This window comes from Actinoplanes sp. TFC3 (genome assembly GCF_001553785.1).
Taxonomy (GTDB): Bacteria; Actinomycetota; Actinomycetes; order Mycobacteriales; family Micromonosporaceae; genus Actinoplanes.
In genome coordinates this window covers 2,793,743-2,818,023 of record NZ_LOJP01000001.1, presented here as the reverse complement: position 1 = coordinate 2,818,023, position 24,281 = coordinate 2,793,743, and the positions used below count along the sequence as shown (strand labels likewise).

Annotated in this window: 25 protein-coding genes; 13 read left to right on the top strand and 12 right to left on the bottom strand. The window is 69.1% G+C overall.

Going from position 1 to position 24,281, the window contains the following annotated elements; translation table 11 throughout:
* Positions 1–2 precede the first annotated feature (2 nt).
* The 3 genes from TFC3_RS12510 to TFC3_RS12500 are packed head-to-tail and all read left to right on the top strand — an operon-like array spanning position 3 to position 4,036.
* The gene (locus TFC3_RS12510; protein WP_067499355.1) at positions 3–866 is read left to right on the top strand and encodes a potassium-transporting ATPase subunit C; all 864 of its coding nucleotides are present in this window, start codon (positions 3–5) and stop codon (positions 864–866) included.
* 6 nt (positions 867–872) lie between these two features.
* Positions 873–3,362: a sensor histidine kinase KdpD gene (locus TFC3_RS12505; protein ID WP_067499352.1), complete on the top strand. Its 2,490-nt coding sequence runs from the start codon at positions 873–875 to the stop codon at positions 3,360–3,362.
* Positions 3,359–4,036, top strand: coding sequence for a response regulator (locus TFC3_RS12500; protein WP_067499350.1), 678 nt, complete (start codon positions 3,359–3,361; stop codon positions 4,034–4,036). Before TFC3_RS12505 ends, TFC3_RS12500 begins: the two co-directional genes overlap by 4 nt.
* 171 nt (positions 4,037–4,207) lie before the next feature.
* Here the strand turns inward: TFC3_RS12500 and TFC3_RS12495 are convergent, their stop codons facing one another.
* Positions 4,208–5,479 carry an Nramp family divalent metal transporter gene (locus TFC3_RS12495; protein ID WP_236718095.1) on the bottom strand — a complete coding sequence of 424 codons (1,272 nt, stop codon included), beginning with the start codon at positions 5,477–5,479 and terminating at the stop codon, positions 4,208–4,210.
* Positions 5,480–5,547: 68 nt separating this feature from the next.
* A complete protein-coding gene (locus tag TFC3_RS12490; protein ID WP_067499348.1) occupies positions 5,548–6,498 on the bottom strand; it encodes a ferritin-like domain-containing protein in 951 nt (316 codons plus the stop codon).
* A gap of 383 nt (positions 6,499–6,881) precedes the next feature.
* Here TFC3_RS12490 and TFC3_RS12485 point away from each other — a divergent pair, with 383 nt between their 5' ends.
* From TFC3_RS12485 to TFC3_RS12475, 3 genes are all read left to right on the top strand, one after another.
* On the top strand, positions 6,882–8,795 hold the full coding sequence (locus TFC3_RS12485) for a potassium transporter Kup (RefSeq protein ID WP_201787150.1): 1,914 nt from the start codon (positions 6,882–6,884) through the stop codon (positions 8,793–8,795).
* Positions 8,796–8,914: 119 nt separating this feature from the next.
* The gene (locus TFC3_RS12480) at positions 8,915–9,331 is read left to right on the top strand and encodes a response regulator (protein WP_067499344.1); all 417 of its coding nucleotides are present in this window, start codon (positions 8,915–8,917) and stop codon (positions 9,329–9,331) included.
* Positions 9,328–9,705 carry an Hpt domain-containing protein gene (locus TFC3_RS12475; protein ID WP_067499342.1) on the top strand — a complete coding sequence of 126 codons (378 nt, stop codon included), beginning with the start codon at positions 9,328–9,330 and terminating at the stop codon, positions 9,703–9,705. Before TFC3_RS12480 ends, TFC3_RS12475 begins: the two co-directional genes overlap by 4 nt.
* Here the strand turns inward: TFC3_RS12475 and TFC3_RS12470 are convergent.
* Together TFC3_RS12470 and lexA are read right to left on the bottom strand one after the other, a co-directional pair.
* Positions 9,696–10,385, bottom strand: a complete 690-nt coding sequence (locus TFC3_RS12470) for a GTP pyrophosphokinase family protein (RefSeq protein WP_236718094.1) — start codon at positions 10,383–10,385, stop codon at positions 9,696–9,698. The two genes, TFC3_RS12475 and TFC3_RS12470, sit on opposite strands and share 10 nt — an antisense overlap.
* Positions 10,386–10,420: 35 nt before the next feature.
* Positions 10,421–11,071 carry a transcriptional repressor LexA gene (gene lexA / locus TFC3_RS12465; protein ID WP_082772009.1) on the bottom strand — a complete coding sequence of 217 codons (651 nt, stop codon included), beginning with the start codon at positions 11,069–11,071 and terminating at the stop codon, positions 10,421–10,423.
* A gap of 106 nt (positions 11,072–11,177) precedes the next feature.
* On the opposite strand from lexA, the gene TFC3_RS12460 reads away from it, so the two are divergent.
* Positions 11,178–11,534, top strand: coding sequence for a PRC-barrel domain-containing protein (locus tag TFC3_RS12460; RefSeq protein WP_067499338.1), 357 nt, complete (start codon positions 11,178–11,180; stop codon positions 11,532–11,534).
* On the opposite strand, the gene TFC3_RS12455 is transcribed toward TFC3_RS12460, so the two are convergent.
* Complete coding sequence (locus TFC3_RS12455) at positions 11,507–12,307, bottom strand: SAM-dependent methyltransferase (protein WP_067499336.1); 801 nt, start codon at positions 12,305–12,307, stop codon at positions 11,507–11,509. The two genes, TFC3_RS12460 and TFC3_RS12455, sit on opposite strands and share 28 nt — an antisense overlap.
* A 264-nt stretch (positions 12,308–12,571) precedes the next feature.
* Here TFC3_RS12455 and TFC3_RS12450 point away from each other — a divergent pair, with 264 nt between their 5' ends.
* Entirely contained in the window at positions 12,572–13,057 is a 486-nt protein-coding gene (locus TFC3_RS12450) for a DUF4396 domain-containing protein (protein WP_067499335.1), read from the top strand.
* Positions 13,058–13,243: 186 nt separating this feature from the next.
* The gene (locus TFC3_RS12445; RefSeq protein ID WP_067499333.1) at positions 13,244–13,990 is read left to right on the top strand and encodes an SDR family NAD(P)-dependent oxidoreductase; all 747 of its coding nucleotides are present in this window, start codon (positions 13,244–13,246) and stop codon (positions 13,988–13,990) included.
* 224 nt (positions 13,991–14,214) lie between these two features.
* On the opposite strand, the gene TFC3_RS12440 is transcribed toward TFC3_RS12445, so the two are convergent.
* A complete protein-coding gene (locus TFC3_RS12440) occupies positions 14,215–16,203 on the bottom strand; it encodes an acyl-CoA dehydrogenase (RefSeq protein WP_067499331.1) in 1,989 nt (662 codons plus the stop codon).
* 52 nt (positions 16,204–16,255) lie between these two features.
* Between TFC3_RS12440 and TFC3_RS12435 the strand changes: the two genes are divergently transcribed.
* The 4 genes from TFC3_RS12435 (at position 16,256) to TFC3_RS12420 (ending at position 19,784) form a co-directional block, all read left to right on the top strand.
* Positions 16,256–16,915 carry a TetR/AcrR family transcriptional regulator gene (locus TFC3_RS12435; RefSeq protein WP_161952586.1) on the top strand — a complete coding sequence of 220 codons (660 nt, stop codon included), beginning with the start codon at positions 16,256–16,258 and terminating at the stop codon, positions 16,913–16,915.
* 657 nt (positions 16,916–17,572) lie between these two features.
* A complete protein-coding gene (locus TFC3_RS12430; RefSeq protein ID WP_067499329.1) occupies positions 17,573–17,944 on the top strand; it encodes a hypothetical protein in 372 nt (123 codons plus the stop codon).
* Positions 17,945–17,982: 38 nt separating this feature from the next.
* The gene (locus TFC3_RS12425; protein WP_067499327.1) at positions 17,983–19,011 is read left to right on the top strand and encodes a trypsin-like serine protease; all 1,029 of its coding nucleotides are present in this window, start codon (positions 17,983–17,985) and stop codon (positions 19,009–19,011) included.
* Positions 19,012–19,079: 68 nt separating this feature from the next.
* Complete coding sequence (locus tag TFC3_RS12420) at positions 19,080–19,784, top strand: hypothetical protein (RefSeq protein ID WP_153040206.1); 705 nt, start codon at positions 19,080–19,082, stop codon at positions 19,782–19,784.
* Here TFC3_RS12420 and TFC3_RS36985 read toward each other — a convergent pair.
* The 6 genes from TFC3_RS36985 to TFC3_RS12395 all read right to left on the bottom strand — a co-directional run bounded on the left by TFC3_RS36985 (position 19,765) and on the right by TFC3_RS12395 (position 24,209).
* Complete coding sequence (locus tag TFC3_RS36985; RefSeq protein WP_153040205.1) at positions 19,765–19,950, bottom strand: hypothetical protein; 186 nt, start codon at positions 19,948–19,950, stop codon at positions 19,765–19,767. The genes TFC3_RS12420 and TFC3_RS36985 overlap by 20 nt on opposite strands.
* Positions 19,951–19,966: 16 nt before the next feature.
* The gene (locus TFC3_RS12415; protein WP_201787149.1) at positions 19,967–20,959 is read right to left on the bottom strand and encodes an MFS transporter; all 993 of its coding nucleotides are present in this window, start codon (positions 20,957–20,959) and stop codon (positions 19,967–19,969) included.
* 283 nt (positions 20,960–21,242) lie between these two features.
* A complete protein-coding gene (locus TFC3_RS12410) occupies positions 21,243–22,055 on the bottom strand; it encodes a polysaccharide deacetylase family protein (protein ID WP_067506518.1) in 813 nt (270 codons plus the stop codon).
* 285 nt (positions 22,056–22,340) lie between these two features.
* A complete protein-coding gene (locus TFC3_RS12405) occupies positions 22,341–23,528 on the bottom strand; it encodes a cytochrome P450 (RefSeq protein WP_067499323.1) in 1,188 nt (395 codons plus the stop codon).
* A gap of 3 nt (positions 23,529–23,531) precedes the next feature.
* Positions 23,532–23,726: a ferredoxin gene (locus TFC3_RS12400; protein ID WP_067499320.1), complete on the bottom strand. Its 195-nt coding sequence runs from the start codon at positions 23,724–23,726 to the stop codon at positions 23,532–23,534.
* A gap of 168 nt (positions 23,727–23,894) precedes the next feature.
* Positions 23,895–24,209 carry a hypothetical protein gene (locus TFC3_RS12395; RefSeq protein ID WP_236718092.1) on the bottom strand — a complete coding sequence of 105 codons (315 nt, stop codon included), beginning with the start codon at positions 24,207–24,209 and terminating at the stop codon, positions 23,895–23,897.
* Between the last annotated feature and the right edge of the window lie 72 nt (positions 24,210–24,281).

Genomic DNA, 24,281 nt, shown 5'->3' with positions numbered 1-24,281 from the left:
TCATGCGACTGCCTTCTTGGATTTCGCAGCACCTCGCCGCACTGCGTGCCCTGCTCGTCTTCACCGTGCTGCTGGGCCTGGCCTACCCGCTGCTGCTGGTCGCCGCCGGCCGCCTGCCCGGACTCTCCGGGCGCGCCGACGGTTCGCTGCTGCACGTCAACGGCACGGTTGTCGGCAGCAGACTGATCGGTCAGTCCTTCACCGATGCCGACGGCAACCCCGACCCGCGCTACTTCCAGTCCCGGCCCTCCGCAGCCGGCGACGGCTACGACCCCACGGCGACCTCGGCCAGCAACCTGGGCCCGGAAAGCGTCGTCGACACCCTGTCCGGCAACCCCGGCGACGCCTCGCCCAGCCTGCTGACCCAGGTCTGCGCGCGCAGCCTCGCGGTGGGCCGGCTCGAAGGTGTCGACGGCAGCCGCCCGTACTGCACCGCGGACGGCGTCGGAGCGGTGCTGGCCGTGTTCCACCGCGACGGCTTCGCCGGCCCGGTCACCCGTGTGGTGTCGGTGAACCAGACCAGCACCCCGTTTCTGGCCGGCTACGCGGGGGTGACCGTCGAGCCCGCGAAGATCGGCGAGGACTACCAGGCCCTCGGCGGCGTGATAACCCCGATCAGGGGTACGGCGCCGGCCCACCCGGCAGTCCCGGCCGACGCGGTAACCGCCGGTGCCAGTGGCCTCGACCCGCACATCAGCCCGCAGTACGCCGCGCTGCAGATCCCGCGGATCGCCCGGGAACGCGCCCTCACCGAGGACCGGGTCCGTACCCTGATCAAGCAGCACACCGACGACCGCGCCCTCGGCTTGCTGGGCGAGCCCGCCGTCAACACCCTCGAACTGAACCTGGCTCTGGACCGGACCTGATAGCGCATGGCACGTGGGGAACTGCGGATCTACCTCGGCGCCGCACCGGGGGTCGGCAAGACGTACACGATGCTGGAGGAGGCGCACCGGCGCGCCCAGCGCGGCACCGACGTGGTCATCGGCCTGGTGGAGACGCACGGGCGCCGGCACACCGAAGCCATGATCGGTGACCTGGAAGTCGTTGCGCGCACCGAGATGCGCTACCGCGGTGCCGGCTTCACCGAGATGGACCTCGACGCCATCCTCACCCGCAAACCCGAGCTCGTGGTGGTGGACGAGCTCGCCCACACCAATGTTCCCGGGGCGCGTAACGCCAAGCGCTGGGCGGACGTGCAGGAGCTGCTCGATGCCGGGATCGACGTGCTGACCACTGTCAACGTGCAGCACCTCGAATCGCTCAACGACGTGGTCGCCCAGATCACCGGCGTCGAGCAGCGCGAAACCGTGCCGGACGCGATCGTGCGCGCCGCCGAGCAGGTCGAGTTGGTCGACATGACCCCCGAGGCGCTGCGCCGGCGGATGGCGCACGGCAACATCTACCGGCCGGAGAAGATCGACGCGGCGCTCGGCAACTACTTCCGTACCGGAAATCTGACTGCTCTTCGCGAACTTGCCCTGCTGTGGCTGGCCGACAAGGTCGAGGACCAGCTCGACAAGTACCGGGCCGACAACAAGATCGACAAGACGTGGGAGACCCGCGAGCGCGTCGTGGTCGCGCTGACCGGCGGGCCTGAAGGCGAAACTTTGGTACGCCGGGCAGCCCGCATTGCCGCGCGTAACAAGGGCGCCGACTTGATGGCCGTACACGTTGCCCGCAATGATGGCCTGAACGGCGCCGACCCGGCCCGGCTGGCCAAGCAACGGGTCCTCGCGGAAAGCCTCGGCGGCTCGTACCACCTGGTGGTGGGTTCGGACATCCCGCAGGCGCTGCTGGACTTCGCGCGGGCGGTGAACGCCACCCAGATCGTGCTCGGCGCCTCCAGTCGCAACCGGCTCGCCCAACTGCTCACCCCGGGCGTCGGCGTCACCACCACCGCGCTGTCCGGCACGATCGACGTGCACCTGGTCCCGCATGAACGTGCGGGCGCGGGACGGCGGGGCCGCAAGCTGCCCGCAGCGCTGTCCCGGCGCCGGCGCATCGCCGGGTTCGTGGCCGTCGCGGCAGGACTGCCTGTGCTGGCCGCCTTGCTGAGCATCGGCCCGGGTCTGTCGCTGACCAACGACATCCTGCTGTTCCTGGTCGCCGTCATCGGTGTGGCGCTGATCGGCGGGCTGTGGCCGGCGCTGCTCGCCGCGGTCGCCGGTTCGCTGATGCTCAACTACCTCTTCACCCCGCCGGTGCGCCGCTTCACCATCGCCGAGGGCACCAACCTGCTGGCCCTGGCCATCTTCGTGGTGGTGGCCCTGGCCGTGAGCTGGGTTGTCGACACCGCCGCCCGCCGGACCCGCCAGGCCGCGCAGGCCGGTGCCGACGCGCAAACCCTGGCCACCGTGGCCGGCAGCGTGCTGCGCGGTGAACGCCCCCTGATGGCTCTGCTGCAACGGTTGCGGGAGACCTTCGCGCTCGACTCGGTGACCATGCTGGAGCGCGGTGTCCTCGTCGCCGGGGTCGGCACGCCGGCCTGCACCAGAACCGCCGACGCCGACGCCGAGATCAAGGTCGATGACGGGCTGACCATGCTGCTCAAGGGGCGGACGCTGGCGGCCAGCGACCGGCGCATCGTGGAAGCGTTCGCCGCCCAGGCCGCGATCGCGCTGCGCCAGGAGCGGCTGACAGCGCAGGCGGCAACGGCCAAACCGCTGGCCGAAGCGGACAAGATGCGCACCGCCTTGCTGGCCGCCGTCAGCCATGACCTGCGGACGCCGCTGGCGTCGGCGAAAGCGGCGGTCGCCAGCCTGCGCAGCGATGAGGTCCACTTCGACGACGAGGACCGCGCGGAGCTGCTGGAAACCGCCGACGAGTCACTGGACCGGCTGACCCGGCTGGTGATGAACCTGCTCGACATGAGCCGCCTGCAGGCCGGCGCGCTCGGCGTGCACCCCATCGCGGTGGGTGCCGACGAGGTGGTCCCGCGCGCCCTGGACGATCTGGGCCCTGCCGGGCGTACGGTCATCGTCCATGTCCCCGAAGGGCTGCCCTATCTCTTCGCCGACCCGGGTCTGCTGGAGCGGATCCTGGTCAACGTGGTAACCAACGCCCAGCGCTACAGCCCCGCCGACCGGCCGCCCATCATCACCGCCAGCGCCCTGGGACGCACAGTTGAGCTGCGCGTCATCGACCACGGCCCGGGCCTGCCCGAGGACCGCTGGGACGATGTCTTCCTGCCCTTCCAGCGCCTCGGCGACCGTGACAACCACACCGGCGCCGGGCTCGGTTTGGCCCTGTCCCGGGGGCTCATCGAGGCGATGAACGGCACGCTGCGACCCGAGGAAACACCCGGAGGAGGTCTCACCATGGTGCTTACGCTGCCGCTGCCCCCGGCGCTCACCCCGTGACCCGCATCCTGGTGGTCGACGACGAGCCGCAGATCGTCAGGGCGCTGCGGATCAACCTGCGTGCCCGCCACTACGAGGTCGATACCGCCGCGGACGGCACCTCAGCCCTGCAGGCCGCCGCGAACTTTCACCCCGACCTGGTCGTGCTCGACCTCGGCCTGCCCGACCTGCCCGGAGCCGAGGTGATCCGCGGGCTGCGCGGCTGGACGGCGATCCCGATCATCGTGCTGTCCGGGCGTACCGAGAGTCAGGACAAGGTGGAGGCCCTCGACGCCGGAGCCGACGACTACATCACCAAGCCGTTCGGCATCGACGAGCTGCTCGCCCGCATCCGCGCGGTCACCCGGCGCAGCCAGCCCAGCGAAGACACCGCGGCCACCGTGACGATCGGCGAGCACACCATAGACCTGGGTACCCATACGATCACTGGTCCGCCGCCACCGGTCCGGCTCACCCCGACCGAGTGGCAACTGCTCGAACACCTCACCCGCCACCCCGGCAAATTGCTCAGCCAGCGCACGCTGCTGCACGATGTGTGGGGCCCGCAGTACTCCACCGAAACCAACTACCTGCGCCAGTACATGGCCCGCCTGCGCCGCAAACTCGAAGCGGACCCGGCCCACCCCCGGCACCTGCTCACCGAACCGGGAATGGGCTACCGATACCGGCCCTGAACGCCGGCGGACGGGCCTGTGACCTGCCCACCGGGGGACGAAGTCGGTGGACGAGGAGTTTCGATGGCCGGAGAACTCAGCGGCCGCGCATCTCGAACGCTGCGGCGATCGCATGCTTTCGGGGCGGCCAGGTCCTCGAGTACACCACCGTGGCGGCACCGGTGTGCCGGCTCAGAAGCCCAGCCAGGACAACGACTGCTGCGCCAGTAGCAGAATGTTCAGGCCGCCGAGCACGGCTACGACAATCGCCATGCCGGCTTTGGTGGCGGTGGTGTTGACGTACGGGCCCATGATGTCGCGCCGGCTGGTCAGCCACAGCAGCGCGCCGAGGGCGAACGGGATGCCGAACGACAGCGTCACCTGGCTCAGGACCAGGGCCTTGGTCGGGTCGGCGCCGCACACCAGCAGGATCACGGCTGGGCTCATGGTGACGGCGCGGCGCAGCCACACCGGGATGTGCAGCCGCAGGAAGCCATCCATGATGATCTGGCCCGCGGCGGTGCCCACGCTGGAGGAGGAGATGCCGGACGCCAGCAGGGCTGCGGCGAATGCCAGTGCGACGCTGCCCCCGACGGTCTCGGCGAGCCGGCTGTGCACGGCTTGCAGGGCGATCGCAGGTGTCCCAGGCCCCTGATGGAACAATTTTGCCGCGATTGCCAGCATGCTGAGGTTGACCAGCCCCGCGATGCTCATCGCGATGCCGATGTCGGCTCGGGTGTAGCGCAGCAGCTGCGCCGGATCGCCGGCGCCGGCCGCGGCAGCTCGCTTGCTCATCAGGCCGGAGTGCAAGTAGATGGCGTGCGGCATGACGGTTGCCCCGATGATGCCGACGGCGAGCAGCAGGGTGTCCGAGCCGCCGATGCTGGGCACCAGCCCGGTCAGGACGCCGGAGCCGGAGGGCGGGATGCGCAGCGTCAGGTACAGGAAACCGGCGCAGATCAGGGCCAGCAGGAACCCGATGGCCACCTCGAAGGGCCGGTGCCCGCGGCGCTGGAAGGCCAGGACGGTGAACGAGAGCACCGCGGTGACCACGGCCGCCACCGGCAGCGGCATGCCGAACAACAGGTTCAACCCGATGGCTGCCCCGACGAACTCGGCAAGGTCGGTGGCCATGGCGACGACTTCCGCCTGGACCCACATGAGCCAACGGGCGCGGCGGGTCATCGTCTCGTGACACAGCTGGGGCAGGCTGCGTCCGGTGACCACGCCCAGTTTGGCCGACAGGTACTGGATGGGCATCGCCACCAGGTTTGCCAGCACCATCACCCACACCAGGCGGTATCCGGTGCTGGAGCCGCCGGCGAAGTTGGTGGCGAAGTTGCCGGGATCGAGATAGGCGATCGCTGCGACGAACGCGGGTCCCAAGGCGGTGACGAGCCGGGTCTTGCGCCCGGTGGCGACGCCGGCTCCGGCCACGCGGGGCTGTTCGGAGAGTTGGGTCACGGGCGAGGCCCCCTTCAATACGAGTGAGGTCCGCCCCGGTGTCGGGGCGGACCTCGGCCAGACTCGGATCAGCCGCTGACGCGGACGGAGCCGTTGACACCCTTGGGGTAGAAGCCGCCCTTGCTGACCTTGCCCGGGTTCAGGTAGACGATGTTGAGGACCCGTCCGGGCGTACGGCTGAAGGCAATGCCGCTCTTGTTCGTGGGGTTGATGTTCGCCCGGTCGTTGATCATCAGGCCCTGGTCGTCGTTGGCCGCACCGTCGAGGGCGTTGCGGGCGTCGGAGAGCTTCTGCACCTGCTCGCTCAGGCCCTTCTCGAACAGCGACGTGCGGATCGTCGCAGCGTGGTAGGCCTCCACGGCGAGGATGCCGGCCGCTGCTTCCAGGTACGTCTTGTTGCTGATCAGCGGCGCGGCACCCTTGTACGCGGTGACGCCGACGTCCTCGAACAGGTACGCCGCCAGCAGGAAGTTGTTCTCATTGGCGTACGGGTCGAAGGTGTCGTTCGCGCCGATGAGCTTGGCGGCTCGCGCGGCGGCCGTGAAGCTGTCTCGGATGTTGATGGCCGGGCGAGCCACCGCGGCGCTGCCCAGCGCCCCGCGCAGGAAGTTCACGTGGGCGCGTTCATCGTTGGCGATTTCCTGCGCGTACTGGCGGACCGCCGCCGTTTCGAAGGTGACCTTGCGTCCGCCGGTCACCCCGCCGAGGGTTCCCTTGCCGGAGGTGAAGGTGCTGGCCAGGCCCTCGCCGTTGACGGCGTGCAGGTAGAACTCCGCCTCGAGGTATTCCAGGTTCAAGGCGAAGTTGAGCACCGCGCCGTCGCTCGGCGCGGCGGTGACAGCGGCCTCTTCCTGCGCCGCAAGGCTTTCGTCAGGCGCGGCGGACGCGCCGCCGCTGAGCAGGCCGGCGCCGACGACGCCGAGCCCGACGGCTCCGGCACTCTGCAGGAACCGGCGCCGGTCGGTCGCGTTCTCCGCACTGCGGCCGATCATCTCTTTGACGAGTTTCTTTCCGAACACGTGGAACTCCCTGGCATGAGGACGATGCTGCGCGCCCGCGATCCACGGGCGCGGCGCGCCGCCCGGAGGCGCTGTCCCCGGTCAGGGCAGTGTCATGCCGGGACGGCGAGAAGACGAAGGAATAAGGCCCGCGCGACGGACTGAGACCTCGAAGGCGGCGGGTCCTGATGCGACCTTGGATGGGCCGATCACGAGAACCATAGCCAGCCTGCGGCGGGTCCGGTGGGCAAACAGCAAACTCGGACGAAACGGGATGGGCGGTGGGTAGGGGAGCCATACCGGCGACGACACGGTGCTGGTAGCCGTGCGCTGACTCAGAGTGATTGCCGGGCGGAGTAGATCACGGCGGCGTAGTGTCGCGCTCGGGCAGCGGAGGGACATCTGTGACGAGTCGGCAGCATGCAGGGGACAGCGCACGGCTCGCCGTGGTGGTCGGGGCGCTCGGTGTGGTGTTCGGCGACATCGGCACCAGCCCGATCTACACCTTGCAGACGGTGTTCAATCCCGACGATCCGCACCCGGTCCCGGTCAGTGACGCCAACGTGTACGGCGTGGTGTCCCTGATCTTCTGGTCGGTGATGATCATCGTGACCGTGACCTATGTGCTGCTGGCCACGCGCGTCGACAACCACGGCGAGGGCGGCATCATGGCCCTGATCGCCCTGCTGCGCGGCAGCGCCGAACGCCGGGGCCGAAAGGCCGCCCTGGTGCTGGCCGCGCTGGGGATCTTCGGGGCGTCGCTGTTCTTCGGCGACAGCATGATCACCCCGGCCATCTCGGTGCTGTCAGCGGTCGAGGGCCTCAAGGTCGTGCAGCCGTCGCTGGGGGAGGCCGTCGTCCCCATCACCGCGGTCATCATCGTCGCGCTCTTCCTGGTGCAGCGGCGCGGAACGGCCGCCGTCGGCCGGGTTTTCGGCCCGGTGATGATCTGCTGGTTCGCGGTGATCGGGGCGGCCGGCATCGGCGGCATCATCGCGCACCCGGCAATTCTCAAGGCGCTGTCCCCCACGTACGCGCTCAGCTTTCTGTCCGGGCATTTCGGCATCGCGTTCTTCGCCCTGGCCGCGATCGTGCTCTCGGTCACCGGCGCCGAAGCCCTGTACGCCGACATGGGCCACTTCGGGCGCGGCTCGATCGTCAGGGGCTGGCTGCTGCTGGTGCTGCCCGCGTGCACGCTGAGCTACTTCGGCCAGGGTGCCCTGGTGCTGCAGAACCCGGCCCATGTGAGCAGCCCGTTCTTCCTGCTCGTACCGGGGTGGGGGCGGTTGCCGTTGGTCTTGCTGGCCACCGCGGCGACCGTGATCGCGTCGCAGGCGGTGATCACCGGGGCATACTCGGTGGCGTCGCAGGCCGCGCAGCTCGGTTACCTGCCGCGACTGCGGATTGCGCACACCTCCGAGTCGTCGATCGGCCAGATCTACGTACCGTGGATCAATTGGCTCCTGATGGTCTCGGTCCTGACTCTCGTCTTCGCCTTCCGCAGCTCGGCGGCGCTGGCCTATGCGTTCGGGATGGCCGTGACGGGCACGATCACCATCACCACGCTGCTGTTCTTCTACGTCGCTCACCAGCGCTGGAAGGCTCCGCTGTGGCTGATGGGCGCCGGGGCCGCGATCCTGCTGGCCGTGGACCTGCTGTTCGTCGCGGCCAACCTCACCAAGCTGGCGCACGGGGCTTGGCTGCCGCTGCTGATCGCGCTCACCGCCTTCACGCTCATGACAACGTGGCAGCGCGGCCGGCAGATCGTGACCGCCGAACGCGAACGGCGTGAAGGCTCGCTGCCGGGGTTCATCGAGGACCTGCGCACCCACCGCCTGCCCACCAGCACGGTGCCGGGCACCTCGGTGTTCCTCAACCGCGGCAAACTGACGGCACCGTTGGCCATGCGTGCCAACGTCGAACACAACCACGTCCGCCACGAACACGTCATCATCATGTCCCTGCAAACCGAAACCGTCCCCCGCATCCCGGCCGAGGACCGCATTGTGGTCGACGACCTGGGCTACGCCGACGACGGCATCGTCCATGTGATCGCCCGCTTCGGCTACATGGAGACGCCGGACGTGCTGGCAGCGCTGCGTCAACTCCACCCTGACACCACGGAGGGCGACCTGGACCTGGAGCAGGCGTCGTACTTCCTGTCCAAAATCGAGCTCAGGCTGGGCACGGAACCGACGATGGCGGTGTGGCGCAAGCACTTGTTCGTGGCTACGTCCTACATCACTGCTGATGCGGCTGAGTATTTCCGGCTGCCGCGCGATCGTACGGTGATCATGGGGTCGCACATCGAGGTGTGAGCGCCGCCGCACCGACATCCGGCGCTGAGGGTGTTGCAGCAAGGCGCTGAGCGGGCTAAAGGGGCGATGCGGCCCGCCAGCCGGGGGTTTGGTCTAGCCTTGGTTGGGGGGTATGGGATATGAGTGACGTTTCGGGGCTTTCGCTTCCGGTGGTGCTCGTCGTCGAGGATGATGAGGATGTCCGGGACATCATGGCCCATGCGCTCGATGGGCGGGGCTTTCAGGTGCTGACGGCTCCGGACACCCGGACCGCCCGCACCATCTGTCAGGAGCGGTCCGGGCGGATCAACATTCTGATCGCTGATCTCTCGCTGCCGGGGGAGGTGCCCGGGTCACTCGGGCACTGGGTGGCCACCGCCTACCCGCGCATCAAGGTCGTCTACGCCAGCGGCATCCCGCGGCACGTCGCGTTGTCGTCGGGGCTTGTGCAACCGGATGCTCCTTATCTGGAGAAGCCGGTGAACCCGAACGTACTCGCCAGCACATTGCGCAGCCTGCTGCCCCGCGCCACCCCGGTGCCGGACGACGACTGGTGAGCAGCGACGACCACCGTGCCGGCATCCAGGCCCGCCTCGAGGAGATCACCGGGCCGCAGCCGGGGGAGTCCGAGCGCGCTCTGCTGGCCCGGGTGCTCGGGTCGTACGTGAAGAAGACTCCGCCGGGGATGGAGCAGTTGGCGGTGGCGTGGGAGGCCGGCGATGTGGTGGCCGTACGAGATCAGGCTCATGCTCTGAAAGGGTCGGCCACGAACATCGGGGCGCTGGCCATGAGTGAGTTGTTCGCCGGGATCGAGGACGCGGCGCGCGCCGGGCAGTTGGCTGAACCCGGACCGGCTCTGCAGCGGATCCGGGAGACGTTTGCGCAGGTCGAGCCCGTGTGTGCGGCGATGGCCGCCGAGCTTCAGGGCTGAGGTCTGGGTCCGTGGATCTCGTGGTGCAGCCGTTCCATGCGCTTGTCGAGGCGGGCGGCGTCCTCGGCAGCGGCCGGCCGTTCATCGCGCAGGGCGGGCGGAATGTCCGGGTCGTACTTGTAGTAGATCTTGTGTTCGAGGCTGGCCCAGAAGTCCATGGCCACCGTGCGTAGCTGCACCTCGACCGGCACCGCGACCACCCGGTCGGACAGGAACACCGGAATCTCCACGATCAGGTGCAGGCTGCGGTAACCGTTCGTCTTGGGCTTGTCGATGTAGTCCTTGGTCAGCACGAGGTTGACGTCGGGCTGGCGGGTGAGCATGTCGGCGACCGTGTACACGTCCGAGACGAAGCTGCACACGATGCGGATGCCGGCGATGTCGCGGATGCGCGAGCGCAGGTCGTCGAAGGTCAGCGGGCATTCGATGCGCCGGGCCTTGGCCGCGATGCTGACCGGGGTCTTGAGGCGCGGGCTGACATGTTCGATGGGGTTGCCCCGGCCCTTGTGCGCCAACTCCTCGGCCAGGATCTTGATTTTCGTCTCGATCTCGGCGAGCCCGAACTTGTAGACCATCATGAAGTGGGTCAACTCGTCGGGCTGCTCCGGGAAGATCCCCGGTTCCGTGGGCCGCGCCCACCGGGTGATCTGCCCTGAGTCTCGGGACTGCTCGGAAGTCACCGCCATACCGTATGCAAGCCGTGCACCCCGCGCCCTTAAATACGCCTCAGCACGGACACGACTTTGCCGAGAATCACAGCCCGGTCGCCGTCGAGGGGCTCGTAGGCGGCGTTGCGCGGCTCCAGCAGCACATGACCGCGGCGGCGCTGGAACACCTTGACGGTGGCTTCCTCGTCGATCATGGCGGCCACGATGTCGCCGTTGCAGGCGTCCGGCTGCTGGCGCACGACCACGATGTCGCCGTCGCAGATCGCCGCGTCGACCATCGAATCGCCCTGCACGCGCAGGCTGAACAGGGTGCCGCTGCCGCGTCCGACCAGGTCACGCGAGACGGTCAGCACCTCCTCGGAGGTCTCCTCGGCCAGGATCGGGGCGCCGGCGGCGATGCTGCCGACCAGGGGCACGCTCACCGTGGAGGGATCGGCCCGGGGAGCATTGTCCGAATCAAGAAATGTCCGTACGTCCACAGGGCGCGTCACCGATCGTCCGCGCCGCAGGAAACCAAGGTCCTCCAGAACCCGCAGATGCCGGCTCACCGAGGACGTGGAGGCCAACCCGATCGCGTCACCGATCTCGCGGGTGGACGGTGAGTAACCGTATCGGTTCGCCCAGTCGCGGATGACCGTCAGGACGGACCGCTGACGCGGCGTGAGGATCGAGGTGTCGAGATCGTCATCCAGGTGCACCTGGAGATCTTGCCTGATCGACGGGCGCGGCCGGGTCAGGCGCGCCGGGTGGCGTTTGTCTTGGCGCCTCGCGGGTAGCTCTCGGTATGCCGAGGGGAGGACAGTGATGATCAAATTCACGGAGACGAGCCGGCGGCCTGCCGGGCCGGGGCGGATGCTCGGGTTGCGGGTGACCGACCGCGACGGCAACGCCCTCGGCACGGTGGAGGATCTGCTGGTCGACGCGCCCGGCCCGCGTTTCCGGCTGATCAGCGTGGAGCACGGCGGCGTGACCGGCTTCGGTGCCACCCCGTCGTTCATCCCCCTGGAAGCCGTCCACGAGGTCAGCGGCAGCGGCATCCGCATCGGCCAGTCCAGCGCCCAGGTGGCCGACGCCCCCCTGTACGACCCGAGCTCGATGGCCCCCGGTGAATTCTGCGAGCATTTGTACGGCTACTACGGCTTGCGCCCGACCGCCGCATAGAAGCTGACCAGCCGCGCCTCGGCTTCCTCCTGACCCGGCTGCGGTCGCCATCGAGTGCCCAGCACTACGCCGGGTTCGACCAGGTCGAGGCCCTCGAACAGATCCTGCACCTCGGCTTCGGGGCGCGGCCAGATGTCGAGGCGCCCGGATTCCACCATGGCCAGGTACCCCTGAGCATCGGTGGGCGGCATGAAGTCCACTGTGACGTGGGTCAACGCGAGATAGCTGCCCGACGGCAACGCTTGCATCAGGTGGTCGACGGCTTTCTTCGCCTCGCCCTGGCCGGGCAGGAAGTGCAGCACGGCGACCAGCATCAAGGCGACCGGTTGGGCGAGGTCGAGCACCTCGCGTACCTGCGGGTCGTCCAGAATGGTCTCCGGGCTGCGCAGGTCGGCCTCGACGTAACCGGTGCGCCCGTGCGGGGAGCCGTCCAGCAGCGCGCGGGCGTGGGTCATTACCAGCGGGTCGTTGTCCACGTAGATGATCCGGCTGTCCGGGGCGAGGCGCTGGGCCACCTCGTGGGTGTTGTCGGCGGTGGGCAGGCCGGTGCCGATGTCCAGGAACTGCCGGATACCGGCGTCGCGAGCCAGGTACGTCACCATGCGCCCGAGCACGTCACGGTTGGCCCGCACCCCGGCGCGCATCCCCGGGAACCGGCGTTCTATCTCGTCGCCGGACTCCCGGTCGGCGGCGAAGTTGTCCTTGCCGCCGAGCCAGTAGTTGTACCGGCGCGCCGGATGCGCCGTTGACGTGTCGATCCCCGCGTGCGTCACACTTGCACGCTAGTCGATGTCTGTCATTCGTGGGGGTAAGCCGGATCCGGCGCTTCGTAGCTGAACCCGCGAGCCGCGCAGCACGTAGTCGCCACGGCCATCGATCAGCTGCAAGGCGCTGCGGTACGAACACAAAGCCCGTTCGGTCGCGTCGGCACCCCGAGGAAATCGCCGCGGTGGTGGGTCGGTATACGCGGGCGGGAATGCTTTGCGCCTGGCCGTTCATACCCCTGGGGGGTAAACTTGACGGCTGGGGAGGTACCTATGAGTCATCCGGAACACCACTCGCACGCCCAGCATCCCGCCCCGGCTACGTGGGCGGTGGCCGCGGCGGCGACGGTGCACTGTCTCACGGGCTGCGCCATCGGTGAAGTGCTTGGCATGGTGATCGGGACGGCGGCCGGCTTGCACAACGCCGCGACCGTTGTGCTGTCGATCGCCCTGGCGTTCCTGTTCGGCTACGGCTTGACCATGCGTGGGGTTTTGCGCGCCGGCGTCGACCTGCGAAGCGCCCTGAAGGTGGCGCTGGCCGCGGACACCGTGTCGATCGCTGTCATGGAACTGTTGGACAACGCGTTCATTGTTGCGGTGCCTGGTGCGATGAATGCCGGGCTCACCAGTGCGCTGTTCTGGGGTTCGCTTGCGGGTTCGCTGGTTGTGGCGTTCCTGCTGACCACTCCGGTCAACCGGTGGATGATTTCGCGGGGCAGGGGGCATGCCGTGGTTCATCGCTACCATCACGGCAGCTAAGTGGCGTTGTGGCGCTGCGTTTCGGTGAGGCGCTTCGCTGTGATGCTGCCCTTTGGTGCTGCGCTGTGGCACAGGCGAGCGACCAGTAACTCGTCCCCGAGTTTGTCCGCGGTAGGTGGGGCGGCCCCCCGTAGCCATCCGCGGCGTCCCATTGGCCACCGGAGCATCGCAGGAGGTCGTAGCACCATGACGACTCGACCATCGTTCGTAGTCACCGGAGGCGCCCGAGGAATCGGCCGAGCCATTGTGGAGCGGCTGACCGCTGACGGTCAGGTTGTCGTCCTGGATGTCGAGGACGGCCCACTCGGATGGCAGCACGACCGGATCAATGCCATCGTTGGCGACGCCCGCGATCCCCAGGCAGCACGGGAAGCAGCCGCGGCCGCCGAGGCCACCGGTCCTCTCGCCGGCTGGGTGAACAACGCCGCCATCTTCCGCGACGCAGGTCTTGCCGACGCCTCGACGGCGCAGATCCTGGAACTGATCACCGCGAATCTCGCCCTGACCCTCACGGGATGCCACACAGCCGTCAACCACTTCCGGGTACGCCAGCGGCCCGGCGCCATCGTCAACGTCTCCTCCCACCAAGCGCAACGTCCCGTCCGCGGCGCCTTGCCCTACGCAACGGCGAAGGCAGCCATCGAAGGCTTGACCCGAGCAATTGCGGTCGACCACGGCCCGGATCGCATTCGCACCAACGCGGTCGCGCTTGGATCCATAGCCACGGATCGGTTCGAGCAGTACCGGATCGAGCATCCCGGCGTCGACGCCCAGATGGCGGCCCTGCACCCCCTCGGACGAGTCGGCACGCCCGCAGAGGTGGCAGATGCCGTCGCCTTCTTGCTGTCGCCCGCCGCAGGGTTCATCAACGGCGCCACTCTGCCTGTTGACGGAGGACGGGCGGTTAACGGTCCTGATCCAGAGGCCGCCTGACCCCCGCCGGGCATCCGCCGTTTCTCCAGCGATGTGATCTTCGATCTTGCCGCCGTGACCGCTGGGCTGAGCCTGTACTTCAGCTCAGGGCCGGTTGAGGGCAACGTCCATCGGATCAAGGTATCCAGCCGATGCCGCAGTACCTTGCACCCGCGGGTAGGTCCAAGGCATGCCGGCTCCGACCCGCCCCGGAAGCGGGGTTTGCTCGCCTGCTGTTCGGACGCTTACTGGGCCGGCGCCACCTCCATGGCCGTGGCGGTTGCGGGTTCGAGGGGCTCGTCGTCGTGGGTGGCCATGATGGTCTGGCGGGCTGGTTCTTCGCGGAGGATGGCGGCGTTGAGCCATTCGTCGGGGATGGCGAAGGCGGCGACCAGCGTGGGCAGGCCGGGGCGGAGGTGCTTGAGGAGGTCGTTGACCTTGGCGGTCACTGCTTTTGAGCGGGCTGGGGTGAGGCGCTGGTGTTCGAGGAGCCAGCCCTTGTGGGCTTCGATGGTGCTCAAGGCGTACAGGTCGCACACCTTGGAGAGCAGGGCCTTGGCGGCCGGGTCGGTGGTGCGGTCGATGCCGGCCACGAAGGCTTCGAGGATGACGCGGTCGATGTGGGCGCCGGCGGTTTCGAGGACGTGGTCCTGGACGTCGTTGAAGATGTCGAACGGGCGGTCCTTCTTGGCGGCGGCTCCCTTGCGCAGGCGGCGGATGGCGCCGTCGAGCAGGTGCTTCTCGCGGTCCTCGAACAGGGCGAGGTGCCAGCCGCGGTCGGTGAGCACCACCTCCTCGTCGCGGCCGGGGACGGCGTCGACCAGGCGCTGGATCAGGGTGCGGGCGGCGGTGCGTTCGAGCACCATGGCGCGTACCTGCTCGGCGACGAAGGTGGCGCGGCCCCAGCCGTCCAGGGAGCCGAAGGCGTCGCGGTAGCCGGTGAGCAGACCCTTGGCGACCAGCTGCAGCAGCACGGTGTTGTCGCCCTCGAACGTGGTGAACACGTCGGTGTCGGCCTTGAGCCCGGGCAGCCTGTTCTCGGCGAGGTAGCCGGCACCGCCGCAGGCCTCCCGGCACGCCTGGATCGTGGCGGTGGCGTGCCAGGTCTGCGCCGCCTTGAGACCCGCCGCCCGGGACTCGAGCTCGCGCTGGCGGCGCTCGTCGACCGGGCCGTCAGCGGTCTGCACCTCGTGCAGCGCAGCGACCAGCTCGTCCTGGGCGAAGTGCAGCGCGTACGTCTTGGCCAGCGCGGTCAGCAAGGTGCGCTGGTGGGCCAGGTAGTCGTTGAGGGCGACCTCGCGCTGCTCGCCGGGGGCGGTGAACTGGCGCCGCGTCTCGCCGTAGCGCACCGCGATGGTCAGCGCGCTCTTGGCGGCCGCCGACGCCGAGCCACCCACCACGACGCGGCCGCGGACCAGGGTGCCGAGCATGGTGAAGAAGCGGCGGGTGTCGTTCTCGATGGAGCTGGTGTACGTGCCGTCGGGGGCCACCTGGCCGTACCGGTCGAGCAGCATGTCGCGGGGCACTGTGACGTGGTCGAAGCAGAGACGTCCGTTGTCGACGCCGAGCAGGCCGGCCTTGGACCCGTCGTCGCCGATGCTCACCCCGGGCAGCGGGTTGCCGTGCTGGTCGCGGATCGGCACCAGCCAGGCGTGCACGCCGTAGCGCCGCCCGCCGGTGATGAGCTGGGCGAACACCACCGCCATGCGGCCATCGCGAGCGGCGTTGCCGATGTAGTCCTTGCGGGCCGCCTCGTGCGGGGTGTGCAGGTCGAAGGTCTGGGTGAGCGGATCATATTCGCAGGTGGTGCGCAGTTGTTGCACGTCGGAGCCGTGGCCGGTCTCGGTCATCGCGAAGCAGCCGAGCAGGTCGGCGGAGATGATGTCGCGCAGGTAGGCGTCGTGATGCGCGCGGGTGCCCAGCGCCACCACGGCCCCGCCGAACAGGCCCCACTGCACACCGGCCTTGACCATCAGCGACAGGTCGAGCTGGGCGAGCATCTCGGCGGCGACCACCGAGCCGCCGGGGTCGGACCGGCCGCCGTACTCGGCGGGGAAGCCGGCCGCGACACCGGGATCGGCGGGCAGCTCGCGCAGCAGCCGGGTTATCCGGGCGCGGGCCTGATCGAGGGTCTCGCCGGGCACGGCGACGAAGTGACCGCCGCCCAGCTGGGTGCGGGCCGCCTCGCGGACGTGTGCCCAACGGCCGTCGAGAGCCGCCTGTAGTGCTCGCATGCCCCACCTCCGATGTGTGGGTACAGACTGTACCCCGCTTAGACTGGGCGGCATGACGTCTGTGAGGCGGGACACCGTCAGCCGGGACACCGTCAGGCGGGACACCGTGGCCGCCCGCCGGGCCGCCGTTGCGGCCGACGACCGTGAGCAGCGGCGGCGCGTGATCGTCGAGGCCGCTGTCCGCGCGATCGAGGAGAACGGGGCCGATGCCGGGCTGGGCGCGGTCGCCGACCAGGCCGGCCTGCCGCGCCCGCACGTCTACCGGCACTTCACCGGCAAGGACGACCTCGATCAGGAGGTGGCCCGGCATGCTGGGCGCCTGCTCAGCGAGTGGATCCGCCCGTCACTGGAGGCGCGCGGGGAGCCCGAGGACGTCATCAACGGCATCGTCGGCCGGGTGCTGATCTGGGCCGTCGACCACCCCAACCTCTACCGGTTCCGCGCCCGGCTCGCCTCACCCGCGGCGGTCGGCGAGCTGGGCGACGCGCTGGCCGCCTACCTGCGCGCGGCCGGCCACGACGCGCGCCCGCCTGCGCATGTGGTGGCCGGCATCATCGGGCTGGCCGACGGGGGCATCATCTGGTGGCTGGATCACCGTGACGAGACCGACCTCGACGGACTGGCCCGCTGGCTGGGGGCTCAGGTGCTGGCCGTGCTCGGCGACCTTGTATCGTCAGCACAGCGTTCGGGCCCGCGGTCCGCGCCAGCGTGATGCGATCGACCTCGGTTGCTTGACGCGGCGCGAAGGGATAACACGGGCTCCGGCCAGAGCCACCGCAGACGTGCCGCGCCCGCGGTGCCCCCGCCAGCAGCGAACGCGGCCTCGGCGAGCGTGAACTGGGCCAGCGCTCCGGCGGCGGCCGCCTTGAGAGCCCAGCGCCGGTCACCTGCCGGCGGGCCAAATGCTGGGTGTTCCACTCGGTGTACTCATCCATTATCGGGTCGTTTGTCACACTCGCCGTGGTGCGGCGGTCCGTGAGTATTGCCCGGATTTCGGTGAAGGCGTGGGCGATTGGACCAGGACGGAGAAGAGTGCGCAAGCAGGTGATCAGCAGCGGCAAATCAGATTTCGCACGATAGCGTCACATCGATGTGAGTAACAAGAGAATGCATTCTTGCTGGTAGAGTGGATCTTGGTTCCGCGTTGGACGGGAGGCGGATTCGGCGCGGACGGGCGGGACCAAGGGCGAATTGACGCGGCAGGGATCAACGGGGTGCCGCAGCGTGCGGGATCCCCGGTCAGGGCTTGGCGGAAATGCTGCGGCGGCAGGCCAGGCGACGCGGTCGGCGCGGCTTCGATAAGCGGGCTGTGCTCCGGCGGCTGGCGGCTGGCCGGTGGGAAGTGGTTTCTGGGGAGAGGTAAGGGCTGTTGGTGGACATCGATACTGCGCTTGAGCGAGCTATGGGGATCGATGGTGCCATTGGGGCCGCCCTTGTGGATGGGAGCAGTGGGTTCACGCTTGGCGTAGCGGGGGACGGTCAGCGGGATATGACCATTGCCGCGGCTGGGAACACCGATGTTGTGCGGGCCGAGCTGCGGACGTTGGAGATGCTCGGGTCCGATGACGCTCTCGAGGACATGCTGATCACGCTGGACAGCGAGTATCACTTGTTGCGGCTGCTGCGCTCCGGCCGTACCAGCGGATCGCTTTTCTTGTATCTCGTTCTGGTCAAGAGCCGGGCCAATCTGGGGCTTGCGCGTGTGCAGTTGCGGCGGATTGAGGCCGAGCTTGACGTGTGATGCCGGCGGCTTGATCCGCGGGGTTAGGGTCGGCGGCAATGGATGCTCTGCGCTGGCCACGGGTGGTGTTGCTGCTGCTACTGAGCGGCATGCTGCTGCTCGGGCATTCCAGCGCCGCGCACGCCATTGCCAACGGGGACAGCGTCGACAACGGCCGCTATCCGTTCGCGGTGAAGCTCACCATGACCGGCATTCCGGACACCGACGGCGGTGAGCGGGACAGTTCGTGCTCCGGCGGCCTGATCTCGCCGCGGTGGGTGCTCACGGCGGGTCACTGCTTTCGTGACGCTCAGAAACGCCGCGTCTCGCGTCCGGTTGCCGAGAAGACGACGGCCACGGTCAACCGCGCCGATCTGACGAGCAACAACGGGCAACAAGCAACAGTCATCCGGGTACGGCAAAGCGACACCCACGACATCGCCCTCGCCCAGCTCGACAAGCCCATCACCGGCGTCACCCCGATGCGCCTGAGCCGCGGCGCCCCCGAAGCCGGCGAACGCGTGCGGCTGCTCGGCTATGGCCTGACCAGCGGCACCGCCACCAAGGAACCCAAGCGCCTGCGCACCGGCGAGTTCGCGATCACCGGCATCGACGACACGACCCTGGGCCTGGCCGGCATCGAACCCCGCGCGGATACCAGCGCCTGCCCGCACGACTCAGGCGGACCCTACTTCACCGAGCAGCCGGGCAGCAAAACGGTCGTGGTGGTGGCCGTGGTCAGCAAGGGCCCGACGTGCCCGCACACCGGCGCGGACCTGGGCGGACGCGTCGACACCGCCGCCGCCTGGATCCAGTCGGTCATCGGTTCCGACCTCGAACCGGCCGCGAGCGCTCGCCCGGCATCGCGTACCGTCCCGTCGAAGCCCGCCGCCCGCAAAGACGCCGCCCGCAGAGACGCCGCCCGCAAAGACGCTGTCCGCAAAGACGCCGCCCGGCAGTCGGAAGGGCAGCCGGTTCCGGACAAGCAGGTCGCGATGGTGGGGGCGGCGGTGGCTTCGGTGGGCACGGTGGTGATGGTCGTAGCAGTCCGGCGCCGCCCTCGACGCCGCCGCGGTAAACACCGCTGACTCCGTAGAGCTGTCTTCACACCGGTAGTCCGTCGCGGTCGGGTGTTGCGCCGACACACTGCTCGACCGTGACACGTGCTGTGCTGGTGGTCGTGCTGGCGGGGATGCTGACCCTTACCGGTCTCGAGGCAGGGCCCCGGCCGACGCTGCAGCGCGGCAACGCCGTGGACGAGGCTGCGCGCGACGCTGTCCGGTGCGTGGCCGGTGATCCGGAGCCGGGGACGTACACCATTGTTGTGATGTTGATTGCCGAGCGTGACGGCCTCGCGGTCCCCGGTCTGGTCCGGGAGATCCGGCGCGGGGTTGCCCGGCTGGACCAGGCACGCAGCGGCGACCGCGGTCTCACGGCCGCTACGTTCGCCCTGGCCGCGCGCGCCGAGGTCGGCGACGACCCGGCCGCCGCCGAAGCACATCTGGCCACGGCGGCGCAGCTGATCGAGCAGGCCGGACCCGGTGCGGGCAGCCCGGCCATGGTGCTCGGCGCGACCGAGCTGGCCCGCACCGCGCGGGAGTTCGGCGATCCGCGCGCCGAGAAGTGGCTGCATCAGGCCGTCATCTGGTCCGGCAGCGGTCGTGGCGGTGCGTCACCGGCCGTGCGCGCCCTGGCCGAGGCGGAGTTGACCGGTCTCCCGCTCCTCCCCGCAGCCGGCCCGCCGCCGCATTGCGCCTACGATCGGGCCGCTGGTTTGTCGCTCAGCGCGTTGCACCGCCCGACCGGCGAGACGTCCATCACCGCTGCCTTGTTGAGCGCCGTCAGTCCACGTCGTTCGTGAGCATCGGGTACGCCGCCACGTCCAGATCCTTGACTTTCTCGGGAACTGCGGGAGCAGCTGTCTCACCGTGCTTCGAAAACGTGATCGTCAACGGCGGCTCGGCGGCCTGGGTGGGCGCCTCGGAGGGGAACGCCTCCGGCGCCACGGGGCAGGACAATACGGTCACGTCTCATGGTCACCATCTACGACCCTGAGTCCACCAGCAATCGCGGCAGATGAGCGAGCGGCGAGCAGAACATCAGAACCGGTGATGCGAGCATGCCGGCCGCCGCGATCAGGATGGCCGCACGCAGGCCGTACTGCTGCGCGAGCAAGCCTCCGGCCAGCGAGCCCAGCGGGGCCATCCCCATTCCGGCGAACATGATCGTCGCGGCCACCCGGCCCTGCAGCCCGACCGGCGTGACGACCTGCCGGATGGCCATGACCATGACGTTGACCAGCTGACCGCCCGCCGCGGCCACGAAGCTGACCAGGACCAGTGCCGGAACGGTCACCGTGGCCGGACCCCGCACGGCCGGCACCGCCAGCATCACGCCGTCGCCGATCAGGGCCGCGCTCACCAGCACCACGCCGTAGCCGAACCGCCCCGGCAGGCGCGCGGCCAGCAGCGATCCCAGCAGCGCACCCGGCCCCGCCGCCGCCAGGACCAGCCCGATGACACCCCCGGACAGGTGCAGCTCACGCGGCAGGAACACCAGGTAGGCGGTCATCGTGGCGGCGAACGAGAACTGGAATGCGGCCGAGGCCAGGCACACGGTCCGCAGTCTCGGGTCGCGCGTCACGAAGCGCACGCCCTCGATGATCCGCGGGCGTTCCGCCGCTGCGGGAATCACCTCCCGGCGCCGGATTCGCAAGATCGACACGAAGGAGAGTACGAACAGAAGCGCACTGCACCCGGCGGCAACCGGACCCGACAGCAGCGAAACCAGAGCCCCGCCCAACGCCGGCCCGCCGATCTGTGCGGCCGACCGGCTGCCCTCGATCGCGCTGTTGCCGCGCAGCAACTGGCCGGGGTGCAGGAACCGCACCAGCGATGCCTGGTAGGCCACGTCGAAGCACACCGACAACGCCCCGGCCACGACCGCGATCACCAGCAACCCCGGCAAGCCGAGCCCACCGGCAACGACGGCCACGCCCAGCGCCAGCGCCCGGCCCAGGTCGGCCAGCACCATCATCGTGCGGGGTCCGCCACCGATCCACCCAGGCCCCGGCCAGCAGGGCCAGGAGCAGAACCGGGGCCTGCCCCGCGGCCCGCAGCACACCGAGCTGACCCGCGCCCACATGCAGCGTGAGCACGGCGATCAGCGGCAGAATGACCAGAGTGGACTGCTCGCCCAGCTGCGACGCAGTCTGCCCGAACCACAGCCGGCGAAAATCGCGATCACGCCACAAGCGCCGAAGGTAGCCCCGCCCGTTGAGCGCCACAAACGGATATTTTCGGCGCCTTGGGCGCGGGGTTCACCGCCCGTTCAACGCGACAAAAGTGTATCCGCGGGCTTTGAGCGCCGGGATCACCGTGGTCAGCGCCTGATAGGTCTGCGAGCGGTCGCCGCCCCCGTCGTGGCACAGCAGGATCTGCCCGGGCTTGGCCGCGAGCAGCCGGTTGGTGATGTGCGGGACGCCCGGGCGCGACCAGTCGCGCGGGTCGTCACTCCAGTCCAGCGGGATCAGGTGGTGTTCGGCCGCGCTGCGCAGCACCGTCGGGGACCAGTCGCCGCCGGGGGAGCGGAACACCGTGGGCACCGCGCCCGTGGTGTCGTGAATCTTCTCCTGGGCGCGGATGAGCTCCTTGTTGACCAGGCCGCTCTTGCGCTTGGCCAGGTGGGTGGGGTGACTCCAGGTGTGGTTGGCCACGTGGTGCCCGTCGTGTACGACATCCTTGGCCACGCTCTCGTGCCCCTGCACCTGGTTGCCGATCATGCAGAACATTGCCGGTACCTGGTGCTTGTGCAGCAGCCGCAGAATCTTGGGAGTCCACACCGGGTGCGGCCCGTCGTCGATGGTCAAAGCCACCGCGTCGGCCGGGAACGCCGGGCCGCCGGCCGCCTTGCGGAACTGCTCAAGGGTGTACACGGGCTTGGCAAGCGGGTGTACGGCCGGTTTGCTCGCCGGTGGGGGCGGCGGAGGCGGCGCCTTGGGCCGGGGCGTGGCGATGGCGACCGGCCGTGAGGGCTGCGGGGGCGAGGGAGCAGCCGAGGCCGCCAGCGACAGGATGCCCGCCGCCGAGGCCGCGCCCAGCAGTTGCCGGCGCGTCACAAGGGTCTCGGGCATCCGCGGATTGTGAGGCAATTTGCCGGCCAGATGCCCGAGAGCCTTCTTTCCGGTGATCATGAGTCGGAAACGTAGCAACCTGGATCAAGCTCACGTTGCGTCCCGGCGCCAAACCTCACCGTGAGGCGACACCTGGAACGCCGCGGCATCCGCGCTGTCGTATGCGATCAGTGCCATTCTGCAACTCAACCCGGCGCGCAGGTCCGCGGGCAGGAGCCAGTGCAACAGTTCACAAAGGTCATTCTCCTGGATGTCAGACCTGCCACCCCCGCAACCGCGTCGATCTCACCAGCGCACAGGCACTTCCCGCAGCCCACCCACGGCCAGCCCCTCCACCCGCTGCAACTCGTCGGGCGTAACAGCGAGCGACAGGCCCGGCAGACGGCGCAAGAGCACTTCCAAGGCGACCTGCAATTCGGTACGAGCCAAAGACTGCCCGATGCACGAATGCGGCCCCGATCCGAACGCCAGGTGCGGGTTGGGCGTACGCGTCAGGTCCATGGTCGCCGCGTCGGTGTACACGTTCTCGTCCCGGTTCGCTGCGCCCATCGAGCACATCACCGTCGTACCAGCCGGCAGATGTTGCCCGTCGGCCAGGTCCAGGTCCGTGGTCAGATAGCGGACCATGCCGAGACCGGGGTTGGCGTCCACCCGCAGCGCCTCCTCGACAGTGGAAGCCAGCAGGGAACCGTCGGCAAGCAGGGCCTCCCAGCGGCTGCGGTCGGCCAGCAGCATCGCGATCATCTTGCCGATCATGTTGGCCGTGGTCTCGTGCCCCGCGACCAGCAAACCCTGTCCGGTGTAGATCAGCACCGCGTCGGACAGCGAGCCGGCGGCGATCAGATCACTGAGCAGATCATCACCCGGCTGGGCCCGCTTGGCCTCGACGTGCCCGCGCATGTACGTGACGAACTCGGCTGCCGCGGCGTCCATCTCGGCCTGGGTGTACCGGGTGAGGCTCAGCATGGTGTCGGACCAGTGGGCGAACCGGTCGCGGTCGGTGTCCGGCACGCCGAGCATGTCGCAGATCACCCACACCGGCAGCGGAAACCCGAACGCCGCCTTGAGGTCGGCCGGGGCGCCCTGCGCCAGCATGCCGTCGACCAGCTGATCGGCCATCGCCTCGATGCGCGGGCGCAGGGCCCGCATCCGCTTGATCGTGAACCACTTGGTGATCAGGCGCCGCCACTGCTGGTGCGCCTCACCCTCCTGCGGCATCGCCTGCGCCATGTCGGTGTTGAACAACCCACCCGACTCGGTGTCGGCCACGCGGGCGCTGCCGGCCGACGCGCGAGGGAACCGCGGATCGGAGAGCACCTGCTTGACGTCGGCGTACCGGGTGAGCAGCTGCGCGGTGTCCCCGCTGGGCAGCGAGACGGCGGCGACCGGGCATTTCGAACGCAGCTCAGCCCACTCGGCCGGCGGCTCGAGCGGCGCCGGCCCGGTGAACGGGTACTTCAGCGGCTCCGCCACGGCTCAGTCCTTCACGGTGATCGCCTGCGCGGGACAAACAGCCGCGGCTTCGCGGACATCCTCGGCCAGGTCGGCGCCGGGGTCGGGGTTGAGCAGCACGACAACACCGTCCTCGTCGCGCTGGTCGAACACCGCCTCGGCTGCCATGACGCAGGAGCCGGCCGCTACGCATTTGCCTTGATCGATGAGCACCTTCACCTGTCCGACATTAAGTCACCTGACTGATCGACTCAAGGGTGAGGGGATGATGCGAGCATCGAGAGGGGCCGCGCACCTCGCGCTTCGTACGGTTGCGCGCAATGTCCGAGGTGGCCGGCAAGGCGTTCACGAGCATCACCGAGCTTCGCGTCGCCGCGCCGCAGGTTGTCAGCTGGTAGCCCGGTACAGCTTGTCCTGGGTCACCGACAGCGCCACGCCACCGGGCTCACCCGCTGTGACATCGGCGAGCTGGTCCGCCCCGGCGTACGTGTCGTTGGACAGCTGCCCGGTCCCGTTGATCCGCACGTACCCGGTGCCCATCAGCAGCTCGGCGACCCCGGCGGCAACATCGGGGCGCACGTGGGTCCCGGCGCTCTGCACAGCGGACACGGTCCCGGCGTCGCTGCCTGCCGCGTCGGTCACCGGCATCCCGACCACGATCCGGTCGACGGACAGGGGCTCGGAGGGCGTGTTGATTGACATGGTCGCGGTTTGCCCGCCCCGACGCCGCACAAACGTCGCAACGTCGCCGAGCGGGGGAAATGGGGGTGCACG